The organism is Ferrovibrio sp., assembly GCF_041906005.1.
Taxonomy (GTDB): Bacteria; Pseudomonadota; Alphaproteobacteria; order Ferrovibrionales; family Ferrovibrionaceae; genus Ferrovibrio.
This window is the reverse complement of record NZ_JAYRJY010000001.1, coordinates 2,613,758-2,638,510: the sequence shown is the minus strand read 5'-3', so window position 1 is coordinate 2,638,510 and position 24,753 is coordinate 2,613,758. Positions and strand designations below refer to the sequence as shown.

At 62.5% G+C, this 24,753-nt stretch carries 25 protein-coding genes; 9 read left to right on the top strand and 16 right to left on the bottom strand.

Annotated features, from left to right (window positions below; translation table 11 throughout):
• The first annotated feature begins 17 nt into the window (after positions 1-17).
• The 5 genes from ACE3OO_RS12955 to ACE3OO_RS12935 all read left to right on the top strand — a co-directional run bounded on the left by ACE3OO_RS12955 (position 18) and on the right by ACE3OO_RS12935 (position 6,200).
• Positions 18-980 (top strand): alpha/beta hydrolase, encoded by a 963-nt coding sequence (locus ACE3OO_RS12955; protein ID WP_374303523.1) that lies wholly within the window; start codon positions 18-20, stop codon positions 978-980.
• Between the two features lie 70 nt (positions 981-1,050).
• Positions 1,051-3,525, top strand: a complete 2,475-nt coding sequence (locus ACE3OO_RS12950) for a patatin-like protein (RefSeq protein WP_374303521.1) — start codon at positions 1,051-1,053, stop codon at positions 3,523-3,525.
• A 90-nt stretch (positions 3,526-3,615) separates the two neighbouring features.
• Entirely contained in the window at positions 3,616-4,491 is an 876-nt protein-coding gene (locus ACE3OO_RS12945) for a peptidylprolyl isomerase (RefSeq protein ID WP_374303519.1), read from the top strand.
• Positions 4,492-4,522: 31 nt separating this feature from the next.
• Complete coding sequence (gene argJ / locus ACE3OO_RS12940; RefSeq protein ID WP_374303517.1) at positions 4,523-5,758, top strand: bifunctional glutamate N-acetyltransferase/amino-acid acetyltransferase ArgJ; 1,236 nt, start codon at positions 4,523-4,525, stop codon at positions 5,756-5,758.
• Positions 5,739-6,200 (top strand): (deoxy)nucleoside triphosphate pyrophosphohydrolase, encoded by a 462-nt coding sequence (locus ACE3OO_RS12935; RefSeq protein ID WP_374303515.1) that lies wholly within the window; start codon positions 5,739-5,741, stop codon positions 6,198-6,200. Before argJ ends, ACE3OO_RS12935 begins: the two co-directional genes overlap by 20 nt.
• Here the strand turns inward: ACE3OO_RS12935 and ACE3OO_RS12930 are convergent.
• Complete coding sequence (locus ACE3OO_RS12930; RefSeq protein WP_374303513.1) at positions 6,197-6,631, bottom strand: VOC family protein; 435 nt, start codon at positions 6,629-6,631, stop codon at positions 6,197-6,199. The two genes, ACE3OO_RS12935 and ACE3OO_RS12930, sit on opposite strands and share 4 nt — an antisense overlap.
• Positions 6,632-6,745: 114 nt before the next feature.
• Here ACE3OO_RS12930 and ACE3OO_RS12925 point away from each other — a divergent pair, with 114 nt between their 5' ends.
• Positions 6,746-7,354, top strand: coding sequence for a helix-turn-helix domain-containing protein (locus tag ACE3OO_RS12925; RefSeq protein ID WP_374303511.1), 609 nt, complete (start codon positions 6,746-6,748; stop codon positions 7,352-7,354).
• Here ACE3OO_RS12925 and ACE3OO_RS12920 read toward each other — a convergent pair whose 3' ends face one another.
• A complete protein-coding gene (locus tag ACE3OO_RS12920; RefSeq protein WP_374303509.1) occupies positions 7,355-8,254 on the bottom strand; it encodes a methyltransferase domain-containing protein in 900 nt (299 codons plus the stop codon).
• A gap of 14 nt (positions 8,255-8,268) precedes the next feature.
• Here ACE3OO_RS12920 and ACE3OO_RS12915 point away from each other — a divergent pair, with 14 nt between their 5' ends.
• Positions 8,269-9,366 (top strand): patatin-like phospholipase family protein, encoded by a 1,098-nt coding sequence (locus tag ACE3OO_RS12915; RefSeq protein WP_374303507.1) that lies wholly within the window; start codon positions 8,269-8,271, stop codon positions 9,364-9,366.
• On the opposite strand, the gene ACE3OO_RS12910 is transcribed toward ACE3OO_RS12915, so the two are convergent.
• The 9 genes from ACE3OO_RS12910 to ACE3OO_RS12870 all read right to left on the bottom strand — a co-directional run bounded on the left by ACE3OO_RS12910 (position 9,312) and on the right by ACE3OO_RS12870 (position 18,767).
• On the bottom strand, positions 9,312-9,986 hold the full coding sequence (locus tag ACE3OO_RS12910; RefSeq protein ID WP_374303505.1) for a 2-dehydro-3-deoxy-6-phosphogalactonate aldolase: 675 nt from the start codon (positions 9,984-9,986) through the stop codon (positions 9,312-9,314). The two genes, ACE3OO_RS12915 and ACE3OO_RS12910, sit on opposite strands and share 55 nt — an antisense overlap.
• 36 nt (positions 9,987-10,022) lie before the next feature.
• On the bottom strand, positions 10,023-10,904 hold the full coding sequence (locus ACE3OO_RS12905; protein ID WP_374303503.1) for a 2-dehydro-3-deoxygalactonokinase: 882 nt from the start codon (positions 10,902-10,904) through the stop codon (positions 10,023-10,025).
• Positions 10,905-10,928: 24 nt separating this feature from the next.
• Positions 10,929-12,002, bottom strand: a complete 1,074-nt coding sequence (locus ACE3OO_RS12900; RefSeq protein ID WP_374303500.1) for an ABC transporter ATP-binding protein — start codon at positions 12,000-12,002, stop codon at positions 10,929-10,931.
• A 36-nt stretch (positions 12,003-12,038) separates the two neighbouring features.
• Entirely contained in the window at positions 12,039-12,875 is an 837-nt protein-coding gene (locus ACE3OO_RS12895; protein WP_374303498.1) for a carbohydrate ABC transporter permease, read from the bottom strand.
• A complete protein-coding gene (locus ACE3OO_RS12890; protein WP_374303496.1) occupies positions 12,872-13,750 on the bottom strand; it encodes a carbohydrate ABC transporter permease in 879 nt (292 codons plus the stop codon). Before ACE3OO_RS12890 ends, ACE3OO_RS12895 begins: the two co-directional genes overlap by 4 nt.
• Positions 13,751-13,772: 22 nt before the next feature.
• Entirely contained in the window at positions 13,773-15,152 is a 1,380-nt protein-coding gene (locus tag ACE3OO_RS12885; protein WP_374303494.1) for an ABC transporter substrate-binding protein, read from the bottom strand.
• A gap of 207 nt (positions 15,153-15,359) precedes the next feature.
• Complete coding sequence (locus tag ACE3OO_RS12880; protein WP_374303491.1) at positions 15,360-17,144, bottom strand: IlvD/Edd family dehydratase; 1,785 nt, start codon at positions 17,142-17,144, stop codon at positions 15,360-15,362.
• 26 nt (positions 17,145-17,170) lie between these two features.
• A complete protein-coding gene (locus ACE3OO_RS12875) occupies positions 17,171-18,067 on the bottom strand; it encodes a DMT family transporter (RefSeq protein WP_374303489.1) in 897 nt (298 codons plus the stop codon).
• Positions 18,060-18,767, bottom strand: a complete 708-nt coding sequence (locus tag ACE3OO_RS12870) for a GntR family transcriptional regulator (RefSeq protein WP_374303487.1) — start codon at positions 18,765-18,767, stop codon at positions 18,060-18,062. Before ACE3OO_RS12870 ends, ACE3OO_RS12875 begins: the two co-directional genes overlap by 8 nt.
• 140 nt (positions 18,768-18,907) lie before the next feature.
• Here ACE3OO_RS12870 and ACE3OO_RS12865 point away from each other — a divergent pair, with 140 nt between their 5' ends.
• Positions 18,908-19,855 (top strand): sugar kinase, encoded by a 948-nt coding sequence (locus ACE3OO_RS12865; protein ID WP_374303485.1) that lies wholly within the window; start codon positions 18,908-18,910, stop codon positions 19,853-19,855.
• A 6-nt stretch (positions 19,856-19,861) separates the two neighbouring features.
• Here the strand turns inward: ACE3OO_RS12865 and ACE3OO_RS12860 are convergent, their stop codons facing one another.
• The 5 genes from ACE3OO_RS12860 to ACE3OO_RS12840 are packed head-to-tail and all read right to left on the bottom strand — an operon-like array spanning position 19,862 to position 23,698.
• A complete protein-coding gene (locus ACE3OO_RS12860; protein ID WP_374303483.1) occupies positions 19,862-20,710 on the bottom strand; it encodes a fumarylacetoacetate hydrolase family protein in 849 nt (282 codons plus the stop codon).
• Between the two features lie 23 nt (positions 20,711-20,733).
• A complete protein-coding gene (locus ACE3OO_RS12855) occupies positions 20,734-21,483 on the bottom strand; it encodes an SDR family oxidoreductase (protein WP_374303482.1) in 750 nt (249 codons plus the stop codon).
• Positions 21,484-21,502: 19 nt separating this feature from the next.
• Positions 21,503-22,711 (bottom strand): UxaA family hydrolase, encoded by a 1,209-nt coding sequence (locus tag ACE3OO_RS12850; RefSeq protein ID WP_374303480.1) that lies wholly within the window; start codon positions 22,709-22,711, stop codon positions 21,503-21,505.
• Positions 22,708-23,022 (bottom strand): UxaA family hydrolase, encoded by a 315-nt coding sequence (locus ACE3OO_RS12845; protein ID WP_374303478.1) that lies wholly within the window; start codon positions 23,020-23,022, stop codon positions 22,708-22,710. Before ACE3OO_RS12845 ends, ACE3OO_RS12850 begins: the two co-directional genes overlap by 4 nt.
• Positions 23,009-23,698, bottom strand: coding sequence for an RraA family protein (locus ACE3OO_RS12840; protein WP_374303476.1), 690 nt, complete (start codon positions 23,696-23,698; stop codon positions 23,009-23,011). Before ACE3OO_RS12840 ends, ACE3OO_RS12845 begins: the two co-directional genes overlap by 14 nt.
• Positions 23,699-23,844: 146 nt before the next feature.
• Here ACE3OO_RS12840 and ACE3OO_RS12835 point away from each other — a divergent pair, with 146 nt between their 5' ends.
• Entirely contained in the window at positions 23,845-24,645 is an 801-nt protein-coding gene (locus ACE3OO_RS12835; RefSeq protein ID WP_374303474.1) for a hypothetical protein, read from the top strand.
• Positions 24,646-24,753 lie beyond the last annotated feature (108 nt).

Below are 24,753 nucleotides of genomic sequence, written 5' to 3'. Positions count from 1 at the left end.
TGGTTAAGGTCGCCCGCATGCTGCGCCGCCGCACCATTCACGCTCGCCCCCCGCCCCATCTGCACGACACGCCCAGCCTGCAGGCGCGGCTGATCGCCCGCGGCCTGCGACAATTGATCAAACCGCGCAAGGTCAACCGCGCGGATATCCCGCTGCTGCGCGGGCTGATGTTCGCCTTCACCCGTGCGCGCCTGCCGGCTGGCGTGAAGGCCGAACGCGTCAAGCACATGCAGGATGGCGACTGGTTGCGCGGCGAATGGCTGCGACCGGAACAGCCGCGGCGGGGGCGCGCCATGCTGTACCTGCATGGTGGCGGCTTTATCTGCGGTGCACCGCGCACCCATCGCGCCATCACCGCGCGACTGGCCAAACGGCTGGGCGTTGCGGTCTTCGCGCTGGATTACCGGCTGGCGCCCGAACATCCCTTCCCGGCCGCGCTGGAGGATGCCCTGCGCACCTGGCGCTGGCTACTGGCGCAGGGCTACCGGCCCGACCGTATCTGGCTGGCCGGCGATTCCGCCGGTGGCGGACTGGCACTCTCGCTGATGCTGGCCTGCAAGCAGCAGGGCCTGTCCCTGCCGGCGGCGGCGGCCCTCTTCTCGCCCTGGACCGATCTGGCCGGCAGCGGCACGGCGATGCAGGAGAATATCGAACGCTGCGCCTGGTTCATGCCGGCCCAGATTCATTTCGCGGCCGATCTCTATGCCGGGAAGGCATCCAGGACCGATCCGCTCGTCTCGCCGCTCTACGGCAGCCTCGCCGGCCTGCCGCCGTTAGTCCTGCATGTCAGCGACAGTGAGTTGCTGCGCGACGACACATTGCGGCTGGCCGAGCGGGCCCGGGAAGCAGGTGTAACGGTCAACCTGCGCCTGTGGCATGGCCTGCCCCATGCCTGGCCGAATTTCGCCGGCCTGATGCCTGAGGGCGACGCCTGCCTGGGTGAAGCGGCCGAAGCCCTACTGCATACAACTGCCGCTTGAGCCGTCCGCCTGCCCAAGGCACACTTGGGCAGGCCGATTCGATGTGACGGCTGCCGGGGGGAAACATTTCGTGCAGGAAAAGGAATTACGCCTCGCCCTGGTTTGCTTCGGTGGCGTTTCGCTCGCCATCTACATGCATGGCGTAGTGAAGGAAATCCTGAAGCTGGTGCGCGCCTCGCGCGCCTATCACGAACTGCCCAAGGGTCAGGCTCGCGCCACGGCCCGCTTTGCCGACAACATCCGCCCGGGCGACACCGAATACGACAGCGAACACGCCTATTTCGAATTACTGCAGGAACTCGGCAAACATGTCGATTTGCGCGTCGTGGTGGATGTGATTGCCGGCGCCTCGGCCGGCGGCATCAACGGCATCATCCTCGGTCGCGCACTGGCGCATGACCTGCGCATCGACCATTTCCGCAATCTCTGGCTCAACGAAGCCGATGTCTCGCGCCTGCTCGATCCCGAGAAACGTGCCAATCCCTGGAGCAAGGCCTATATGCGGCCCGTTCTGTGGCTGGCTTCGCGCTCGCGCTTCGGCCGCCTGATGCTCGGCGATACGGAAATCCTCGACAAGCTGTCGCTGTTCACCCGTTCGCGCTGGTTCCAGCCGCCTTTTGATGGCCAGCATCTGCTGCGCCAGTTGCTGGCCGGATTGGAAGCGATGGGCGAGCCCGATCATGCCGGCGCCTCGCTGATGCCGACCAATCTGGCCCTCGACCTTTTTGTCACGCTCACCGATTTCTACGGATTCCAGCAGCATATCCCGATTCACGATCCGCCCTTCGTGCGCGACCGCGAGCATCGCCACGTGTTGCGTTTCGCCTACCGGCGCTGGTCGAGCGGGGAAGAACATTCCGACTTCGCTCGCAGCGAAGCACCCGGCCTGGCTTTCGCCGGTCGCGCCACTTCGGCTTTCCCCGGCGCCTTCCCGCCGGCGCAGTTGGGCGACGTCGACCGGCTGCTGGCCGAGCAGAGCCGCCACTGGGATACGAAAGCCGACTTCGTACAGCGCAACTTCAACGATTACCTTAAAGCCGGCCTGGACCCGGAACTGACCTCCTTTGTCGATGGCGGCGTGCTGGCCAACAAGCCCTTTGCCGCCGCCATGAAAGCGATCCGCGGCCGCCCTGCCTACCGCGAGGTCGATCGCCGTCTGGTCTATATCGATCCGCAGCCGATGCGACCACCGCCGCCGCCAACCGGCCGGGTGCCCGGTTTTTTCCGCGTCCTGAAAGGCTCGCTCAGCGACATTCCGCGCAACGAACCGATCGCCGATGAACTGATCTGGGTGAGCCGTTTCAACGAACGGGTGCGCCATCTGCGCGGCGTGATCGATGCTACCCAGCCGCAGATCGCACAACTGGTGGCCGAAAGTGCGCCGCAGAACCTGGATGCCGCTTTAAGCGAAAGCGAAATCCGTCTCTGGCGCTTGCAGGCCAGCGAACGCGCCGTACGCGAAGCGGGTTTTGCCTATGAGGGTTATGTACGGCTGAAACTGGGCGCCGTGCTCGATTTTGTCGGCAAGCTGGTCTGCAATGCCTGCGGCCACGGCGAACGGTCGGCCGAGGCGCAATGGACCCGTCACGCCCTGCTCCACTGGGCGCAGGACCGGCAGGTCTGCCACACGGCGGCCCGTTTCGAGCGGGCCGCACCGGGGACGGCACCACATGCCCTGCCGGCCTGGGTGCGGTTCCTGCTGCGCTTCGATGTCTCGTTCCGGCAGCGCCGCGTGCGGTTTCTGGTACAGCGCCTGAACCAGCTATACGGCAAGCTGGGCGAACCCGAGCATCGGGGCCTGCAGGCCGAACGGCTGGATGGCATGAAGCGCGCACTTTATGAGGCTCAGGAGACGCTCCGTCGTTTCGACGATGGCAACGGCATGGCCACCGCCACGAAAGATGCCATCAAGGCATTGTTCTTCCGTCGCATAGACCTGAAGCAGGCCGAGCATATCGAGCAGGATGCCGTTGCATTCGCAGACACCAATCTGACTGCCATCGACGCCGCCATAGATGCGCTGGGCCGCGATATCGACCTGGATCGCACCACCGATGGACTGGACGCGCTGTTCGCACAGGTATTGCCCGAAGACTGGAGCTCGGCGGCGCGGCGCGACCTGCTGGTCAGCTACATCGGCTTTCCGTTCTGGGACGTACTCACCTTCACCATCACCAACTGGCGCGACCTGGGCGAATTCAACGAGATCAAGATCGACCGCATCAGCCCCGAGGATGCCGTGGCGATCCGCCGCGGCAATACACTGAAAGGTGTGAATCTTGGCCGCTTCGGCGGCTTCTTCAGCCGCGCCCACCGCGAGAACGACTATCTCTGGGGCCGGCTGCACGCCATCGATCGGCTGATTGACATCGTCTGCGATTCGGCCCTTGGCCGCGACCGGGATGATCTGGTCGACCGCAAGGCGCTTAAGCTGAAAGCCTTTACCCTGGTGCTGGACCGCGAAGCCGCCAATCTGGCGGTGAGCAAGGCCCTGATTGCCGACCTTCGCCAGGAACTGGCCACGATTGCCGCCGAAGGCGCATAATCCGGGCCTTTATCGACACTCCGGCACCTTGTCCGCCACGGCAAAAAGCGTATGCTCGGCGCCCCGATCCACGTTTTCAGCGAGCCTTCCGTGATCCGTTCTTTCCGCGCTTCCCTGCTTGCCGTCGCCCTGGTTGCCGTCGGCAGCACCTTCGCTCAGGCTCAACCGGCCAAGACGGCCGGTGACGATCCGGTGGTCGCCCGTGTGAACGGCCAGCCGATCACCCGTTCCGCCGTGCTGGAATTCTATAGCCAACTGCCGGCCCCGATGAACCAGATCCCGATCGAACAGCTGCTACCCGGCCTGGTCAATGAACTGGCCGCGCGCAAGCTGCTCGGCATGGCCGCAGAGAAAGCCAAGCTGGCCGACGATCCGGCCGTGAAGGCACAACTGCAGAACGCGCGTGAGCAGGTGCTGCAGCAGGCCTATCTCGACCGGAAACTGAAGACAGAACTGACCGAGGCCAAGCTAAAGGCGCGCTATGAGGAGCTGATCAAGGCGCAGCCGCCGCAGGAAGAGGTGCATGCCCGCCACATCCTGACCGCCAGTGAGGCCGATGCGAAGGCTGCCCTGGATGAAGTGAAGAAGGGCGCGAACTTCTCTGATGTCTCCAAGAAGCGTTCGACCGGCCCCACGGCAGCGACCGGTGGCGATCTGGGCTTCTTCACCAAGGACAAGATGGTGCCGGAATTTGCCGAGGCCGCCTTCAAGCTGCAGCCCGGGCAGGTAACCGAAACGCCGGTGCAAACCCAGTTCGGCTGGCACATCATCAAGGTTGAGGCCCGCCGCAAGGCCGAAGCGCCGAAATTCGAGGATGTGCGCAGCCAAGTCTACGAGATTATGGGCAACGAAGTGGTGGAAAAGACCGTTGCCGACCTGCGCAAGGATGCCAAGATCGAGCAGTATGACTGGCAGCCGCCAGCCGGTAAGCTGCCCGCCATCGCACCCGCCCCCAAGAAACAGTAAAAAAGCCGAAAGACGACTGGAGACAGACTGCATGGCCGCGCATCCGGTTTCGCCGCTGGCGCCGAAAAAATACCCGACCCTGCCGCCGGTGGCCGGCGCCCGCCTGACAACCGGCCATTCCGGCATGCGCTACAAGGGCCGTGACGACCTGCTGCTGATCGAATTTGCCGCCGGTACTACGGTGGCCGGCGTCTTCACACGCTCGTCCATGCCCGGTGCGCCGGTGGAATGGTGCCGCAAGATCCTGCCCAAGGGCGCCGCCCGTGCCCTGGTGGTGAATGCAGGTATTGCCAACGTGTTTACCGGCAAGGCCGGCGCCAAGGCCGTGAAGACCACTGCCGATGGCGCCGCAAAAGCCATAGGCTGCAAGGCCAATGACGTCTATCTGGCCTCGACCGGCGTGATCGGGCAGATTCTGCCGGCGGAAAAGATCGTGGCACAGTTGCCCAAGATGAAGAAGGCTTTGTCAGCCGACGCCTGGACCGGCGCCGCCAAGGCGATCATGACCACTGATACCTTCCCCAAGCTGGCCACGGCACGCTGCAAGATCGACGGCAAGACCGTGACGATCAACGGATTCTGCAAGGGCTCGGGCATGATCGCGCCGGATATGGCAACCATGCTGGCCTTTTTCGTGACCGACGCGAAACTTGCAGCCACCACGCTGCAAGCGCTGTTGAAGGATGCCAATAACCAAAGCTTCAACTGCCTGACGGTTGATGGCGACACCTCCACCTCGGACACCGTATTGCTGTTCGCCACGGGCGCAGCCGGCAATGCACCGGTAGCCAAGGCGAGCGACAAGCGGCTGGCCGATTTCCGCCGCGCGCTGACCGAAGTGATGGCCGAACTGGCGCAATTGGTGGCGCGCGACGGTGAAGGCGCCCAGAAACTGGTGACTGTGGATGTCACTGGCGCCAAGACCGACACGTCCGCGCGCATCATTGCCCGCGCCATCGCCAATTCGCCGCTGGTGAAGACCGCGATTGCCGGTGCCGATGCCAATTGGGGCCGCATCGTGATGGCTGTGGGCAAGTCGGCCGAACCGGCCGACCGCGACAAGCTGGTGATCAAGATCGGCGACAAGCCGGTGACGAAAAACGGCATGGTGCGCGCCGACCATGACGACGCCTATGCCACCAAGCATTTCAAGGGCAGCGACGTGCGCATCGCCGTCGATGTCGGTGTCGGCAAAGGCACGGCACGGGTGTGGACCTGCGACCTGACGCACGGCTATATCGATATCAATGCCGACTACCGAAGCTGACGCACTCTGCCCCGGCGATTCCGCGGCCCTGCTGGCGCCCAAACCTGTGGTGCTGGTGGTGGCGGTGGCACTGGTCGACACCGATGGTCGCGTTCTGCTGACCCAGCGACCCGAGGGCAAGAAGCTGGCCGGCATGTGGGAATTTCCCGGCGGCAAGGTCGAGCCCAACGAAACACCGGAAGCAGCCCTGATCCGCGAGCTGCATGAAGAACTGCATCTCGATATCTCTGCTGCCTGCCTGGCGCCGTTTGCCTTCGCCAGCCACGCCTACGAGGATTTCCACCTGCTGATGCCGTTGTATGTCTGTCGGCGCTGGGTGGGCCAGCCCCAGCCGCGCGAAGGCCAGGCGATGAAATGGGTGCGGCCGGTCAAGATGGGTGAACTGCCCATGCCGCCGGCCGATGTCCCGCTGGTGGCGATGCTGCGCGACCTGCTCGGCTAGCCGCCGATCTTTTCCAGCACTGACGCATCATACTGCGCGGCGAACGCGGCTGAAGGCGGGATCGGTTTGATCACGTCGACCAGCACGCCGCTGGGATCGGCCAGGATGAAATGGCGCTGGCCGAAGTCCTCGTCGCGCAGATCCAGCCGGATATCCAGGCCGGCGGCCCTCGCCTTCTCATATTCGCCGTCCACATCCTCGACCTCGAAATTGATCAACAGGCCCTGCACGGACTTGCGGAATCCTGCCGGAATGGTGGCATGGGCATGATCCAGAATGGCGAGGTTGACGCGGTCGTCGGCCTGACTGGTCAGATGCACGTACCAGTCGCTCTCGAAGGCTGGAGCAAAGCCGAAATGGCGGCAATAGAAGGCTGCGGTTTCCGCCACCTTGGCAGTACAGATCACCGGGTAATAACTGGTCGGTTTCACGTCGGGGCTCCTTTCCTGCATGATCCCGGACTGGACGGTCGGGCTGGATGATTCGCCGCCGAGTAGGACTGGACAGCGGCGGCTGAGGCAGACATAAACATACAGGCTGTATGTATGCAAGAGAAGAAGCAGACCAAGGCTGAAAAACATGCCGCGACGCGGGCCGCCCTGCTCGCCACGGCACGACGGCTGTTTGCGGCCCGGGGCTATGCCGAAACCGGAACGGAAGATGTGGTACGGGAAGCCGGTGTCACGCGCGGCGCGCTGTATTACCACTTCGCCGACAAGCGGGCCCTGTTCGAAGCTTTGGTTGAAAGCATTGCGGCCGAGGTTCTGGCCGCCATCGAGGCCGCTGCGGCCCAAGCCACTTCTCCGCTGGATGCGCTGATCAGAGGCAGTGCGGCCTTCCTGGATGCCTGCCTGCAGCCGGATGCGCGACAGATTTTTCTGGTGGATGCACCATCGGTGATCGGCTGGCAGCGCTGGCGCGAAATCGACGGGCGCTATGGCCGTGGTTCCCTGCGCCAGGGGGTCGAGGCAGCCTTGGCCGAATTACCCAAGGATCGGCAGATATCCGCCGAAGCGCTGACCTTCCTGCTGACTGGTGCCATGAACGAAGCCGTACTGTGGCTGGCCGAGGCCGAGAATGAAATGGCCGCACGCGACGCTGCCGATACGGCGCTGAACCGGATACTGACGCTGTTGTTCGAACCAGTCCGCTGATCAGCCCTTCGGCACCGGTCGGTCGCCGAGAGGGTATTCCACGGTGTCCAGCGCCGCGGCCAGCCGATTGGCCGCCATGCCCGGGCGCAACGGTTTCTGCTGGCTGTCATGCGGCGACCAGCCCGTGAGGGTGATCACCTCGAATCCGGCAGCGATGCGACCATTCTCGGCAGGAAATCTCTGCTTATAGATCTCTGCCATGCGCAACAGCGTGGCCCGGCGCGTGAAGGACTTGCGGCGGCCCAGTGTCGCATTGGTTTCGCCCATGCCGCGCAGGTCGCGCATCAGGCGGAAGGCATCGGCATAGGTGACGCGGATCACCTCGCTGTCGGCCACCGGCAGGGCAAAGCCGGCACGTTGCAGCAAGGCCGCGCCGTCCAGCGTCTCGGCCATTGGCGATACCCTCGGACTGACGCCACCCTCCAGTTCGGCTTCTGCCGCCAGCCAGGATTGCCGCAGTTCACTTAAAGTGGCACCGCCCAGCAGCGCGCCCAGAAACAAGCCATCGGGTTTCAGCGCCCGCCGGATTTGAATCAGGGCACCCGGCAGGTCGTTGACCCAATGCAGGTTGAGCAGCGCAATGACCAGATCAAACCGCCGCTCGGCAAAGGGCAGGAATTCTTCGTCGCCCACCACATGCAGGGGTGAATCGGCGGAAACCGCGTCCATCGAGACCAGCGTTTCGATTCCACCCCGGCCCTGCAGACGCGGCTGCAGCCAGGCGGCATCACAGCCCTGCACCAGCGCCAGCGGGAAAGTACGGCGGATATCCTCCAGCCGGTCGAGCAGCCGGTCGGCCACTGCTGCTCGCAGGAAGTCATATTCGACCGCCTGCGAAGCCGTACGCTGACGATGGCGCCGCTTCACGGCGCGGTCAAAAATCTGCATAGTGTCACTCATAGCTTCATTCTGACATGGGCGTAACCATCCCGCCAATGCCGCCCTCGCCAAAATCCCGCATAACCCGCGCCACCGCGGTTAAACCAGCGCGGAGCACCCGCAGACGCAAACCGATCAACCTGGCGCTTCAGGGTGGCGGTACCCATGGTGCCTTCACCTGGGGCGTGCTCGACCGGCTGCTGGAAGAGGACTGTTTCGCAATCGAAGGTATCTCTGGCACATCGGCGGGCGCGATGAATGCCGCTGTATTGGCAAACGGCCTAGCCAAGGGTGGCGCAAGCGAAGCCCGTCAGGCCCTGCACGACTTCTGGCGGCGCGTCGCCGATGCCGCCAGCTTTTCGCCCTTCCGCCCCAGCCTGCTGGACCATTGGTTCAAGCTGGGCGGCATTGATTATTCACCCAGCTACCACCTGATGGAACTGAGCAGCAGGATCGCCTCGCCCTATCAGACCGGGCCAAAGGATCACAATCCGCTGCGCAAGATTTTGCAACAGAGCCTGGATTGCGAGGCCCTGCATGACTGCACGGCGGTCAAGCTGTTTGTCTGCGCCACTGATGTTCTGAGTGGCAAGATCAAGATATTCGACAACACCGAAGTATCGATCGACGCCCTGCTTGCCTCGGCCTGCCTGCCGCATCTGTTCCAAGCGGTGAAAATCGGCGGGCGGCATTACTGGGATGGCGGCTTCATGGGCAATCCGCCGATCTATCCATTAATCTACAATTGCGACAGCCGCGATGTTCTGATTGTGCAGATCAACCCGATGAATATCCCGTCGCTACCCAAATCGCCGCAGGCCATCCTCGACCGCGTCAACACGCTAAGTTTCAATTCCAGCCTGGTGCGCGAGATGCGCGCCATCACCTTTGTGACCCGCATGATCGAAGCGGGTTTCGACGATGGCGGTCGACTGAAACGGATGTTCATCCACACCATCGACGCCGAAACGCAATTGGCGAAACTGGGCGCCGCCAGCAAATACAATGTCGACTGGGATTTCCTGCAGGGCCTGTTCAAACTGGGCCGCAGGCAGGCCGGACGGTTCCTGCGCCAGCATTACGACAGCGTCGGCCGTGCCTCTTCTACCGACATTGCCGCCAAATTCCTCTGAGCACCGCCCAGCGCTGCCATAATCCGCTTGGCCCGCTTGGCTACCTTGCGGGCGGTGAAGCCTGGCTTGTACAGCGCCGAACCCAGGCCAAAACCAGCCGCACCGGCCGCCTGCCAGCTGGCGAAATCCTCAGGATGAATACCGCCGACTGGCAATACCGGCAAACGCGGCGGCAACACGGCACGCAGGCTCTTGAGCACCACCGGGCTGGCCGCCTCGGCAGGAAACAGTTTCAGGGCATCGGCACCCTCCGCGATCATCGCGAATGCCTCGGTGGGCGTGAACACGCCAGGCACCGCGGCCATATCCAGGATCTTTGCCTTGTGAACGACATCGGGATTGGCGTTCGGTGCCACGATCAGATGCCCGCCCGACATCGCCACCCGCTTGATGCAGCCGGGATCGATCACCGTACCGGCACCAATCAGGGCACGGTCGCCGAAATGCTTGGACAATGCGGCGATACTGTCCATCGGGTCGGGTGAATTGAGTGGCACCTCGATGATGCGGAAACCGGCGTCAAACAGAGCATCGCCGACCTCAACGGCTTCGTCAGGGCGAATGCCGCGCAGAATGGCGATCAGCGGGCAATCCTGTAGCCAGGCCGAAAAGCTTTTCATGGCGCCCTCCCAAGGCTGTTTGTCCAGCGCTCTGGTTTATCCGGGCAGAAAGCGGCTCAGACGGTACAAGCCGCGAGCCGCGGCATCTTCCGGAGCAATGGCAGCTGCGATTCCAAGCCAGCCGCAGGCTTTAAGATACCGCTTTGCCAGGTTCTGACCAGCAATGATTTGGGCTTGCCCCCGCCAGATCGTGTCGCGCAGCTCGTGTCCGATAAGCAGTCCGGAGAGAAAATCGGGCGCTGCCGCCATGGCCAGTTCCCCGAACAGGCGCCGGCTGCGCACCCCGAACAGATGATGCAGCAGCCCGCCCGGCTGCCCCGATGCCAGTACACCGGCATGAAAACCTGCTTCATCGAAATCCGTTTCCTTCTGAGGCAGCATGGCCGCGATCAGCCCGTGGCTCGACAGCAGCGCGAAAATCTCTCCCGTCATCATGGTGGAAAATCCGGTCACCCGGCCATCCAGCAGATGTGCGTGCTTGGAATGGGTACCAGGCAGAACGGCCATCGCGGCACCAACCGGCAGATCGAGGCCAAAGAGCTGCATCTCCTCGCCGCGCATTACATCGGGCACCCCGTTGGCATCGCGGCAGGACAGGCCCGGAACGATATGGCCTATACGTCCGTTACCGATCTCGACCGGACAGCACGCTGCAGCCAAATCGGTCAAGCCAGCCGGGCAGGTTACATAGGCTGCCTCGCGCCAGCCCTGCCGGCTGCCCACCATGCCCGACAACAGCACTGGCCCCGTATCGGCTGCCAGCCAGTCGCCGATCCGCTGTTGCAGGACCGCCGGATAATCTGTGCCTTCTTCAAGGCCGGCGATACCGGAGGCGGCCGCCCGCCGCTCCAGCACACTTCCATCAGGCCCAATCCGATAGGCACGGAACCCGCTGCCACCCCAATCTATCCCGATCATCGGTCGATGCCGGGCAGCGCCGAATCACGCCGCCAGGCGGCGACCGCTGGCCGCATCGAACAGATGCACGCGATCAAGCTGGGGCATCAGATTCAGTGTCTCGCCCGCCGTGAAGCCACGCCGTTCGCTGAACACGCCACAGATCTGCGCGCCGCTCAGTTCGGCATAGACGAAGGTGCTGGCGCCGGTGGGTTCCACCACCTCAACCCGCACCGGCAAGCCGCTGCCATCGACCGGCGTGAGATGCTCGGGCCGGAATCCATAGACGACGGACTGGCCATCATGGCCGCCGACATTGCTGCCCAGCGGCAGGTCGATACCCGCCTCGGTCGCCACCCAGTTGCGGCCGCCATCTCGACGCAGCATGCCGCGGATCAGATTGATTGCCGGGGACCCGATGAATCCGGCCACGAACAGATTGGCAGGCGTGTCGTAAAGCTCCAGCGGCGTGCCGATCTGTTCGACGATACCGTCATGCATCACCACGATGCGGTCAGCCATTGTCATGGCCTCGATCTGGTCGTGCGTCACATAGATCGATGTGGTTTTGAGCTGTTGATGGAGCGCCTTGATCTCGGTGCGCATCTGCACGCGCAGCTTGGCATCCAGGTTGCTCAGGGGCTCGTCGAACAGGAAAACCTGGGGATTACGCACGATGGCGCGCCCCATGGCCACGCGCTGGCGCTGGCCGCCGGATAATTGCTTGGGGTAGCGATCGAGCAGTTCGGTCAGGCTGAGAATCTGTGCGGCGCGCTGCACCCGCTCGGCGATCACGCCCTGCTCGGCTTTCCGGAGTTTCAGCGAGAAGCCCATATTCTCGCGCACGGTCATATGGGGATAAAGCGCATAATTCTGGAACACCATGGCAATGTCGCGGTCCTTCGACGGCACGTGATTCACCGCGCGTTCACCGATCCGCACCACCCCGCCCGAGATTTCCTCCAGTCCGGCAATCATGCGCAGCAGCGTGGATTTGCCGCAGCCCGATGGGCCGACCAGAACGACGAACTCGCCATCCGGAATTGCGATATCGATGCCGTGGATCACTTCCAGTGCGCCATAGCGTTTGCGCACCCCCTCCACACTCACACTCGCCATCTCGAACTCCCTGTCACTCTTTTTGTCTTTGATCGATTACGACTTCACCGCCCCCGCGGTGAGTCCGGAAACCATATAACGCCGGAACGCATAGTAGATTGCCGCCGGCGGCAGGGCGTAAACCGCACCGGTTGCCATCAGCACGTTGAATGGTGCGTCGTCGGTGGTGAGAAAGTGCCCCAAAGCCACGGCCAGGGTGATCTCTTTGTCGGCCGACAGCAGCAGAAAGGCATATAGATACTCATTCCAGGCCAGCAACAAAGCATAGGTGCCGATTGCAACCAGAGACGGCGCCATCAGTGGCAAGTAGATCAGGCGGAAGATCTGCAGCGGGCTGGCGCCATCTATGCGCGCCGCCTCGTCCAGCTCATAAGGCAGCTTGTCGGCATATTGCTTCAGCACCCAGATCGCATAAGGCGAGGCGAAGGTGACCATGGTCAGGATCAGCGACCATTGCGTGTTCAGCAGACCATAAATGCCCATTACCTTGTACATCGGGATGGCAAGGAAAGCCGGTGGAATGAGGTAGGTTGCCAACGCCATGTTGGAGACCAGGCGCCCACCCCGCACCTTCAAACGGCTGATGGCGAAAGTGGCCGTGGCCGAAATCCCCAGGGTGATCAGGCAGACCATCACCGCGACGAAAGCGCTGTTCCACAATTGCTGCCAGAAATGCTCCAGATAGTAATGCCCCTGGTTCACCACCGTTTCATAATTCTCCAGCGTCGGCCGCGACGGCCAGACCGCACCGGCAAAGGTTTCCACGCGCGGCGTGATCGACATGACAAACAGGTGGTAGATCGGAATCAGCGTCCACACCAGGATCAGGATTCCGACCAGGGCGAGACGCGCCTCGGTGAAAATCTTCCTCATGGCTGCTCGCCTTTCCTCATGCGCCGCAGCATCAGGATCAGCAGCGGCAACATCACCGGCAAGGCAACGACAACGGTGGAGACGCCGACCTCAACCTCCGACATGCCGAAGGCATAGCGGATGCCGAGGGTTGCCAAGGTCTGGGTCGCATCGGCCGGGCCGCCGCCCGTAAGCAAGTAAATCGAGTTGAAGTCGCCCAGGCTCATGATGGTCGAGAGCAGGGTGCAGGTGATGTAGAGGTTCCGCATGCTCGGGAAGGTGACATACCGGAATTTCTGCAGGGTGCTGGCGCCGTCCACATCAGCGGATTCATATAAATCCTTCGGAATCGCCAGCCGGCCAGCCAGCATGATCAAGGTCCAGAAGGGCAAATATTTCCAGATATGCACGACGCAGATCATGGCCAGCCCGCTCCAGCGATCGAGCAGCCAGTTCGGGCCGTCTTCCAGCGTGAAGCGGAAAATCAGCGAATTGAGCATTCCCCATTCCGCATTCAGCATCCAGCGGAAGGATAGGATGGTGGGGATCGATGGAATCGCCCAGGGCAGGATGAAGATCACGCTGAGCCAGCGGATCCAGCGCTGTTCGTGCACGAAGAAGCCCGAAAGCAGCAAGGCAAGGAACAGCTTCAGGTTCACCGCCACCCCGAGGAAGATCGCCGTGTTGGCGATCGTGCGCGTAAAGACCGGATCGGTCCAAAGCCGCACATAGCTTTTCGGGTTGGAACCCAGGATCAGGCCATAACCGACCGGATAGATCACCAGGGCGATGAACAGAACGATATAGGGGACCAGGAAAATCAGGCCCCAGGTTGCCTCCTGCGAGAGGCGTCCTGGGGCCTTTTCCCCGGCTTGCACGTCGAGCACTGCAACCACGACGATCAGCCGCTACTTACGCTCAGCCTTCGACGAGCTGTTTGATGCGGGCGAACATCTCGTCGACCGCCTGCTCGGGCGAAACCTTGTCCTGTACCACGCGCGACATGGCGCGGCCCCAGACGTTCTCCGCATTCACCGTGGTGAACTTGTAGTTATAAACGAACTGGAACGGCACGGTGGGTTGTTTGACGAACTGCTGATAGACATTCTTGCGATGCTGGTCTTCCTGCCAGAAGGGGCGTTCGGCACCTTCCTTGGTGACCGGGAACCAGCGGCCGAGCGAACCTTCGGTATAGGGCGTCAGGTTCTCGGGCTGGGCCAGGAAGGCGAGAAATTCCTTGCCCCGCTTCTTGTTTGGCGCATCGGCGAACACCACGGCCAGCTTGATCGATACCAGGTTCGGCAGCGGCTGCCCATCGGGCTTGGCCGGCCAGTTGGTGGTGCGGATCAGATCGTAGTAGTTGATCTTGGCCTGGGCACGATCCTTCTCTTCCTTGGCATTCATCATGTCATCCATGTGCTTGCCAGGCAGAGAAATGGTCGCGTTATGCGTCATCGGCGTGGTCTTGTTGTGGAAAGCCACGTTGTTGTCGACATCCTTCCAGGACAGCGAGCCGGGTGGCGTGCAGCCCTTCACCACGATGTCGGTATAGTCCTTCAGCGCGGCAACCATGCCTGCCTTCACCTTCGGATCGTTGATCCGCAGCTTGCCGTCCTTGTCGACCGGCGAAGCATCATAGGCATTCACGTAGGAGAGGAAGCTGAAGAAGGTGTCGGAGGCTTCCACCGAGGCCGGATGGCCGATGCCATAGACGCGCTTGCCCTTGGCACGCAGCGCCGGCTGCACCTTGTCGCACCAGAAGGACCAATATCCCTTCCAGTCCTTGGGAATATCGGTCTCCTTGAAACCGGCCTCCTCGACCATGTCCTTCCAGTAATTGGCATGCATGGTCTGCTGGTAGATCGGCATGCCGTAGTAGGCGCGCTTGCCTCCGGGGCCCTGCAGGAAAGCCGTGTCCAACACGCCGGGCAGGAACTTGTCCTTCATCGGATTGATGATATCCGACATGTCTTCCAGCTTGCCTTCATAGGCCCATTTGCCGGCGGTGCGGAAATCGTAGGTCCAGCCGAAGCCGACATCGGGCGGCGTTTTGGCTTCGACGGCGGACACCGACTTGGTGATGATATCTTCCACACCGAAGAGGCTGAGTTCGACCGTGACGCCGGTTTTCTGCTTGAAGCGGTCGATCACCGCGTTCAGCGCGACATCCTCGGCTGGATAAAAGCCCTTGTTGAACCAGACGGTGAGCTTTTCCTGCGCCAGTGCAGGCGTGGCACCGGCCAGTACAGCGGCGGCGACAACCCACCCCGCGGTTTTACGCATGGCTGACTTACGCATTTTTTATTCCTCCCTGACCTGACCCGTTATGAGTCTGACCCGTTGTGGGTTTTTCTGTCGGTTTTCAATGCGACGTGGCGTGCCTTCGTAGCATCTCATATATCAGTTTAGCCAGCACAAAATCACCTGCCAAGCCCTGAATGCTTAGACTTAGAGCTGACGCGTACTGGCTAATCGATGATACGTGTACTGCTTGCGCGCAGCCGCTCAGTGGTTGTGCCGGGGTACACCGAAAGTCTCGGCAATACGCTGATATCCCGTGGCAAAATCCAGACAGCCCCCGGTGGACAACTGCCCGACATACCGACGCTGCAATTCCTGCCACGGCGTCTGGTTCACCAGTTGCGGCGGTGTCCAGGCCTTGCGCCGTTTCTCCAGTTCTTCGCTGGTAATTAGGATGTCGGCGCTCCGCTTGGTCAGGTCGATGCGAATCCGGTCGCCCGTTTTCAGCAGGGCAAGCCCGCCACCCACAGCAGCCTCGGGCGAAGCATTGAGGATCGATGGGCTTGCCGAGGTGCCGCTCTGGCGGCCATCTCCGATACAGGGCAAGAGATTGATGCCCTGCTTCACCAAACGGTCTGGCGGCAGCATGTTCACGACTTCTGCCGCTCCCGGATAACCCACCGGCCCGGTATTGCGAATCACCAGAATGCTGTTTTCGTCGATCGGCAGGGCCGGATCGTTGATGCGGGCGTGGTAATCCTCCGGCCCCTCGAACACGATGGCCGTACCTTCGAAGGCATTCGGGTCACCCGGGCGCTCCAGATACTGGCGCCGGAACTCGGCCGAGATCACCGAGGTTTTCATCACCGCCGACTCGAACAATGTGCCAGACAGCACGGCGAAGCCGGCCTCGGGCAGCAGCGGCTGGGCGTAAGGCCGGATCACATCGCGATCCTCGCACACGGCGTCCTTCACATTCTCTCCCATGGTGCGGCCATTGACCGTGAGGGCATCGGCATGCAGCTTGCCGGCCTCCAGCAATTCGCGCATCACTACCGGCACGCCGCCGGCACGGTGGAACCCTTCGCCCAGATGGGCGCCAGCCGGCATGCAGTTGACCAACAGCGGAATGTTGTAGCCGACCTTGTCCCAGTCCTTCACATGCAGTTCCACGCCCATGTGGCGGGCGATCGCGTTCAGATGCGGCGGACAGTTGGTGGAGGCACCCAATGCGCTGGCCGCCACGATGGCATTCTCGAAAGCCTTGCGCGTCATGATCTTGGAGGGCCGTAGGTCCTCGTGCACGATCTCCACCGCGCGGCGGCCGGTTTCGTAGGCCATCTGGGCCCGTTCGCGGTAGGGGGCCGGGATCGAGGCACAGCCCGGCAGCGACATGCCCAGCGCCTCGGCCATGCTGTTCATGGAGAGCGCGGTGCCCATCGTGTTGCAATGGCCCGGGCTGGGCGCCGATGACGCCACCATGGCCAGGAATTCATCGTAATTGATGCGGCCGGCCGCCAGTTCCTGACGCGCATACCAGATCACCGTACCCGAACCGGCCAATTGCCCTTTGTACCAGCCATCCAGCATCGGCCCGCCCGACAGTACGATGGCGGGGATGTCCACCGTGGCGGCGGCCATCAGCATGCCCGGCGTGGTTTTGTCGCAGCCCGTCGTCAGCACCACGCCATCCAGCGGGTAGGAATAGAGCAATTCAGCCAGACCGAGATAAAGCAGGTTCCGGTCCAGTGCCGCCGTCGGCCGCTTGCCGGTTTCCTGGATCGGATGAGTAGGAAACTCGAAAGGAATGCCGCCGGCATCACGAATGCCGTCGCGCACGCGATTGGCAAGTTCCAGGTGATGGCGATTGCAGGGCGACAGATCGCTGCCCGACTGGGCGATGCCGATGATCGGTTTGCCACCGCGCAACTCGGCCAGCGTCAGGCCAAAATTCAGATAGCGTTCCAGATACAACGCCGTCATGCCCGGATCATGCGGATTGTCGAACCACTCCCGGCTGCGCAGCGGCTTTTTCTTTTTCTCGGTCATCGTTTCACTCCCTAATCAATATCGGCTTATGTCGGCTTGGCCAGCCGCTCGCGATGCAGAACGAACAGGCCGCTGGCGACGATGATCCCGGCGCCGGCCAGCATCGGAACGGTCGGCAGGTCGGCAAAGAACAGCCAGCCGAGCAGGATCGCCCACAGCAGCGAGGTATAAGTGTAGGGTACCACCACGGCCGCCGGCGCCAGCCGCAGCGCCTGGTTCATGCTCATATGCGCCAGCGTGGCAACCACGCCGATCAATGCCAGATAGGCGATGTCCAGCGCACCCACCGGGGACCACCCCCAGGGCAGGGTCAGCAGCCCCGCTGCGCCGACTGCCAGCGTGTGATAGACAATCAGCGACAGCGCGCCGGTTGAACGCAGCTTGCGCGTGGCGATCATCATCAGCGCATAGGCGAAACTGCCGGCCAGGGCGATCAGCGCTGGCGCGGTAAAGACACCGGCTTGCGGCTGCAGCACCAGAAGCACCCCACCAAATCCGACCGCCACGGCAATACCGCGGCGCCAGCCGACGGTCTCGCCCAGCAAAGGGATGGCCAGCACGGTGACGATCAGCGGCGTGGCCTGATACACCGCCATCACATCGGCCAGCGGCAGGTGGCGCACGGCGAGATAGAAGCAGGCCACTTCCGCCACGATCAATGCCAGGCGAACGGCATGCCGGCCGGGTTGTTCCAGCACAAAAACCTGGCGCCAGCCGGCGCGATGCACCATGGGCAATAGAACAGCCAATGCCGCCGTCGAACGGATGAACAGCAACTGGCCGACGGCCACGCTGGCCACCATCCACTTGCCCAGCGCGTCGTTGAAGGTGAACAAAGCCGTACCAAGCAGCATAAACAGGATGCCCCGCCAATGGCCGGCATCCAGCGCAGACGTGGCCCCGGCCAGACTGCGTTCAGCCACTCTTGCGCTCCCGGCCGCGTGCCTGTTCCTGCAGGATGATCTGGTAGTCGCGTGACGCAGCACGGATATGCACGCCCAGCAGGTTCAGCGCCTTGGTGCGCTCGTGGGTTTTGAGCAACTTCACGATATTCTGGTGCTCGGCCAGGGAATCGCCCACCGTACGCTCTTTCGAGGTGACGCTGGAGCGCAGGGCCTGAATCTTCATTTCAAGCTGCTGATGTGCCTGGGTGAGGAAACGGTTGTTGGCGCGCGCCAGAATGTGGCGATGATATTCGGTATCCAGCCGGCGATAAGCAGGGATGTCGCCGTCGGCCACTGCCTTGGCCATGCGTTTCACATTCTGCTCCAGCGCATCGAGCAGCCCGGCCTCGTCGTTGGCCAGCGCATCGCGCAGGGCGGCGCTTTCCAGAATGACGCGATACTGGCACATCTCGGCGGCTTCCTCCGGTGCCAGCGAGAAGACGAAACTGCCACGCTGCGGCTGAATATCGACCAGACCTTCCAGTTTCAGCTGGAGCAGGGCCTCACGCACCGGCGTCTTGGAAATACCGAGCTGGGCGGCCAGCACATTTTCTGACAGCGCCTCGCCCAGCATCAGCTCGCCATTGATGATCCGGTTACGGACATGGTCCTTCACCAGCTCGGTGAGGGATTTGGGACGCTCCAGCCGGGTGGAGCGGACCGCACTATTCTTTGCCATGACGGCCTGACCTTTTTCCTGCCTTTCCCGCACCGTAGCAGCGGGCCAAGGCCGCCTCAAGATAATATCTGATATGTCAGTTGGCTTGCCCGAACCGCCGGACTCGGCTAGGAAAGATGGGACAGGAGGCGGTTGCCATTATGGGATTCGACATTCTCTGCCTGGGCGAAGCCATGGTGGAGTTCAATCAGACCCGCGGCGCCGACAGCGACCAGTATTTGCGCGGCTTTGGCGGAGATACCTCGAATTGCGCCATCGCCGCTGCGCGCCAGGGCGCCAGGACAGCCTATTGCACGCTGCTGGGCCGCGACCCGTTCGGCGACTTGCTGCTGGAGTTGTGGCGGCGCGAGGGTGTGGATACCAGCACGATCGGCCGTCGCGAGGATGCCGCAACGGCAATCTACTTCGTTACCCATGGTGAGCACGGTCATACCTTCACCTATTATCGCAAGGACTCGGCCGCCAGCCGCATGACTCCCGCCGACCTGCCTGGTGAGGTACTGGAAGCCACCAGCCTGCTGCATGTTTCAGGGATTACCCTCGCCGTCAGCCCCAGCATGCGCGACACGGCCATGACTGCGATTGCCCGCATGCGGAAGGCCGGTCGGCAGGTGTCGTTCGACACCAACCTGCGCCTCAAGCTCTGGCCATTAGAAACCGCGCGGAATGCCATCCACGCCGCATTGAAGCTATCGGATATCGCCCTGCCCAGCCTGGAGGACGCCACGGCGCTGAGCGGCCTGAGCGAACCGGCGGCGATCCTCGACTATTATCGCGCCATGGGGATCCCGCTGGTGCTGCTGAAATGCGGCGCCGAGGGCGTACTGGTCGCCAATGCGGATGGCCGCTGGCGGCTTCCCGGCCATCGCGTGCTGACGGTTGATGCCACTGGTGCCGGCGACTGCTTCGACGGTGCTTTTCTGGCTGAACTGGTGCGCGGTGCCGCCCCGCTGGATGCCGCATGCTATGCCAATGCGGCCGCCGCGCTCACCACCATCGGTTACGGTGCGGTGGCGCCGATCCCGCATCGGACAGCAGTGGACGCTTTCCTACGCTCGACCGGCCGCACCGCGCCCGAACCCTTCTGAAATTGATCAGGCGCGGTAGTTGCGCGCCGTCTGGCGTTGCTCGCCGAGTCCCGCGATACCAAGATGGATGGTGTCGCCGTCCTTCAGATAGATTGGCGGCTTCTGTCCCATACCCACGCCAGGCGGGGTACCCGTGGAGATGATGTCACCCGGCTGCAATGACATGAACTGGCTCAGGTAGCTCACCAGATAACGCACGCCATAGACCATCGTCTTGGTCGAGCCATTCTGGAACCGCTTGCCATTGACGTCGCAGAACATCGGCAGGTTCTGCGGATCGGGCACTTCGTCGGCCGTCACCAGCCAGGGGCCGATGGGACCAAAGCTGTCGGCGCTTTTGCCTTTGGTCCACTGGCCGTGGCGTTCGGTCTGGAAAGCGCGCTCCGAAACGTCGTTGATCAGGCAATAGCCGGCAACATGCGCCATGGCATCGGCCTCGCTGACATAGCGGGCCTCCGTGCCAATCACGACACCGAGCTCGACTTCCCAGTCAGTCTTCTGCGAATTCTTCGGGATGATCACGTCGTCATTCGGCCCCGTGATCGCCGAGGTGGCCTTCATGAAAATGATCGGCTCGGGCGGCACCGCGGCACCGGTCTCGGCGGCATGGTCAGAATAATTCAACCCGATGCAGATGAACTTGCCAACGCCGGCCACGCAGGGGCCCAGCCGTGGATTACCCGCCACCACCGGCAGTTTGGCGGGGTCGAGGGCTTTCAGTTTCGCCTGTCCGGCCGGGTTCAGCACCGCGCCATTGATGTCCGGCACGATGCCCGACAGATCGCGGATCGCACCCGTTGCATCCAGCAGGCCCGGTTTTTCCTGGCCCACCGGGCCGTAACGCAGCAGTTTCATGACGTGTCTCTTTCTTGGAGGAATTACAGCGACCAGCCGCCGTCGATGACGTGGATGGTGCCGGTGGTAAAGGCGGATTCGTCGCCGGCCAGATAGACCGCCAGCGCGGCGATTTCTTCAGCCGTCCCGAGCCGGCCGAGCGGCTGACGAGCCACGAAGCCGGCGCGCGCCTGCTCGACGCTGCCGACGGCCGATGCCTGCGCGGCGATACGATCATCCAGCGACGGCGTCTGGATCGTGCCGGGGCAGATCGCGTTGCAGCGGATACCCTGCTTGATGAAGTCGGCGGCAATCGCCTTGGTCAGGCCGATCACCGCTGCCTTGGTGGTGCCATAGACGAAGCGGTTCGGCGCACCCTTCACCGAGGATGCCGCCGAAGACATGTTGATCACCGAGCCGCCACGCCCCGCCGCCAGCATGGCCGGCAGCAGCGCCTTGGTCAGGCGATACATCGAACGCACATTAAGATCGAAGGAGAAATCCCAATCCTTCTCTTCCGTCTCCAGGATTGTGCCGTGATGCACGAAACCGGCGCAGTTGAACAGCACATCCACCGCGCCCACCTCGGCGGCGAACGCCGCAATGGCAGCCGGATCCAGCACATCCAGCCTGCGCGTGCGGATATTTGGCAGGCTGCCGAGTTCCTTCAGTCTGGCTTCGTTCAAATCGGTGGCGATTACTTTCGCCCCTTCGCGCGCGAATGCGATGGCCGAGGCACGGCCAATGCCCTGTGCTGCCGCTGTCACCACCGCCGTCTTGCCTTCCAGACGCATGCGTGTCTCCTTGCTGCTTTTACGCGACTGCCGGCAGGCAGGCCGGACCGATCGGTTCGAAACTCTTGTAGGTGAGGATGAATTCCTGGTGCCCCAGGCCTTCCGACCGGGTTATCTCGCCGGTGCCGACGCGCTTGATCAGGTCGAAAATCTCGCGGCCCACAGTATCCAGATCTGCCTGCCCCTCCAGGATTCGGCCGGCATTCACGTCCATGTCGTCAGCCATGCGCGCATAGGTGCGCGGATTGGCGCAGACCTTGATCACCGGTGCCAGCGCCGAGCCCACCACCGAGCCCCGGCCGGTGGAAAACAGGATCACATGCGAACCGCAGGCGATCAGTTCAGCAATCTCGGCATTGTCGCTGATATTGGGGAAGCCGAAGCGTACTTCGCCATCAGGCACGACGTCGAGAAGATAAAGCCCGCCACGCGGCGGAATGTCGCCCGGCTTGATGATGCCACTGATCGGCGAGGCGCCGCTTTTGGCATAGGCGCCCAACGATTTTTCCTCGATGGTGGTCAGCCCGCCATCGGCATTGCCCGGGGCGAAACTCGGATAACCCAGCGTTTCGTAATAGCGCGCCGCCTTGGCGACACAGGCTTTCAGTTCGCGGCCCAATTCCGGCGTGACGGCGCGTTCGGCCATCCAGTCTTCCATGCCGATCAGTTCGCCGGTTTCCTCAAAGATCGCCGCGGCCTTTTCCTGCACCAGGAAATCGAAGGCGCGTCCCATGGCCGGGTTCGCGGTGAGGCCAGACGTGGCATCCGAGCCGCCGCAGATGGTGCCAACCACAAGTTCGGAAACATCCATCGGCTCGGTTGGCTGCTGGCTGAGCTCCTTCAGCCTCGCCTCGACCCAGGCACGGCCCTTATCAATGGTCGCACGCGTGCCGCCATTCTCCTGGATTGCCAGCAATTCCACTGGCCGGCCACTCTCTTTGATCGTGCGCTCCAGAAGCTTCTTATTAAAACCTTCACAGCCCAGAGAGACCAGCAACACGGCACCCACATTGGGATGCGTGCACAGGCGCTGCATCATCTTGAGCGCATAGGCATTGGGATAACAGCCGGGAAAACCGATCACATGAGCGCCCTGCTCGCGGTAGGGCCAGGCGATTTCCTTCACCACGTGATGGGCGCATTCCACCAGATAGGCCACCGCTACGTAATTGCGGATGCCCTTGCGGCCATCGGCCCGTCGCCAGCCGCGCATCATTACCTCGCTCATGGCGCCGCCTCCACTGCTACCGTATTGGGCATGTAATCGCTGGCGACATTATGGTTGTGCACGTAGTCGCCCAGCGCGATATCCATCGTCGCACGCCCGATCGGCGCGCCATATTTCACGATCTTTTCGCCGGCGGCGATATCGCGCACCGCGATCTTGTGGCCAAAGCCCAGGGCACGCTGCAGCCGTATGGTCTTGCCAGCCACCTGCAATGCAGTGTCGGCCGGGACTTCCAGCCGCGCCACCGCGATATTGTCGCCCGGCGCCAGGATCAACAGGCGCGGATCTGTTGTGTGATCAGAACTTGCCATATTTCAGATACGCCTCCTGCGGATCCATGCCTGCCATGATGTTGCGGCGCACTTCGCCTTCGGTGCCCATCACTTCCTCGGTGCGGACGATCACCACCTCGGCCATGGCGGCGGGGATCACCACCACACCATCACGGTCAGCAATCACATAATCGCCGCTTGAGATCGTCACGCTGCCGATGGAAACCGGGGTGCCGAAAGCATCGGGCACCCAGCGGGCAACGATATCCGATGGCGTGAAAAAGCTGCACCAGACGGGAAACCCGATCTGCTCCACCATTGCCGCGTCGCGGCAGCCGCCATCGACGATATAACCACGCACGCCTTTGAGCTGCAGCGCGGAAGCCGAAAGCTCGCCCATCAGCGCCACCTCGTGATTATGCGGCTGGCAGATCACCACCTGCCCCGGCGGCGCCTTGGACAAGACACCCGTCCATTCCAGCAGGGTTTCGTGGGCGGATTTGGTCCGGTCGATATGGCCGCTGACGGTCCAGACCCGGCCGGCCAGGGTCTGAGCCGGGTTGAGCGGGCGAATTTCCGGCGGCAGCACGCAGTTATCATGACCCTGGGCCCGCAGCACGTCGTGAACGGCCGAGGCATAACAGCGGCCCAGGCGGTCGGCCAGCGGATCGGCCGGCAGATTGGCTGGGCCTACGTTTTGCCTGCTGGCGGACATTGTCTCTCCCATCTGATATATCAGTTGAGGCGGACTTTAGCCAGATTCCCCCGGCCTGGCTAGTCGCCGGCACAAGGCGGTTGAAGACGTGCAGCCAAGGGGCGGATAATGAAGCCGCTAGATTGGGAGAACGGGAAGGAACAGCCATGATCAAGAAAATCGCCCTGGCCCTCGCCATCGTCGTGCTCGCCATTGCCGGCGCGGCTTACTACTTCGCCTCCAATCTCGACAGCCTGGTGAAGGCGGTGATCGAGCGCTATGGCTCGGAAGCGACCCAGGCGCGCGTGACGCTCAAATCGGTCGAACTCAAGCCCACCTCGGGCAGCGGCAGCCTGAGCGGCCTGGTGATTGGCAACCCCAAGGGGTTCAGCGGCGCCGAAGCGATTTCCCTGGGCGACATCCGCGTGACGCTGGATATTGCCAGCCTGCAATCCAATCCGATCATCATCAAGGACGTGCAGATCATCCAGCCGTCGATCAATTACGAATATGCCAGCAGTGGTGGCAACCTGGAAACCATCCAGAAAAATGTGCAGGCCTATGCGGCGAAATTCGGCGGTGGCCAGACCGAACCAAAAACCGGCACAGCGTCGGCGGGCGGTGAAGCCAGCAAGCAGCCCGAGCGCAAGGTGATCATCGAAAACCTCGTGATCCGCGACGGCAAAATCGCCGCCAGCCATGCGGCCTTGCAGGGCCGCACCATCTCGACCGGCCTGCCGACCATCCAATTGAAGGATATCGGCAAGGGCAGCAATGGGGCGACTCCGGCCGAGGTGGCCGAAAAGGTGCTCGGCACCATCAGCGCCCAGGCGTCGCGTGTCGCAACCGGCGAGCTGCAGAAACAGCTCGGCAATCTGCTGAAGGATCCGGCCGGAGCCATTGGTGGTGCCGCAGGTGGTGCAGCCGGTGGCGCGGGCGACAAGCTGAAGGGCCTACTGGGCAAATAGCCAAGACAAAAACGCATACGAGCCATCGCCAAATAATATGGCGACGATGGTCGTCGGCGGGCCGGCAGCGGGTTAGCATGTCGGCCCGTTCTTCTTACCTGCAGTTTC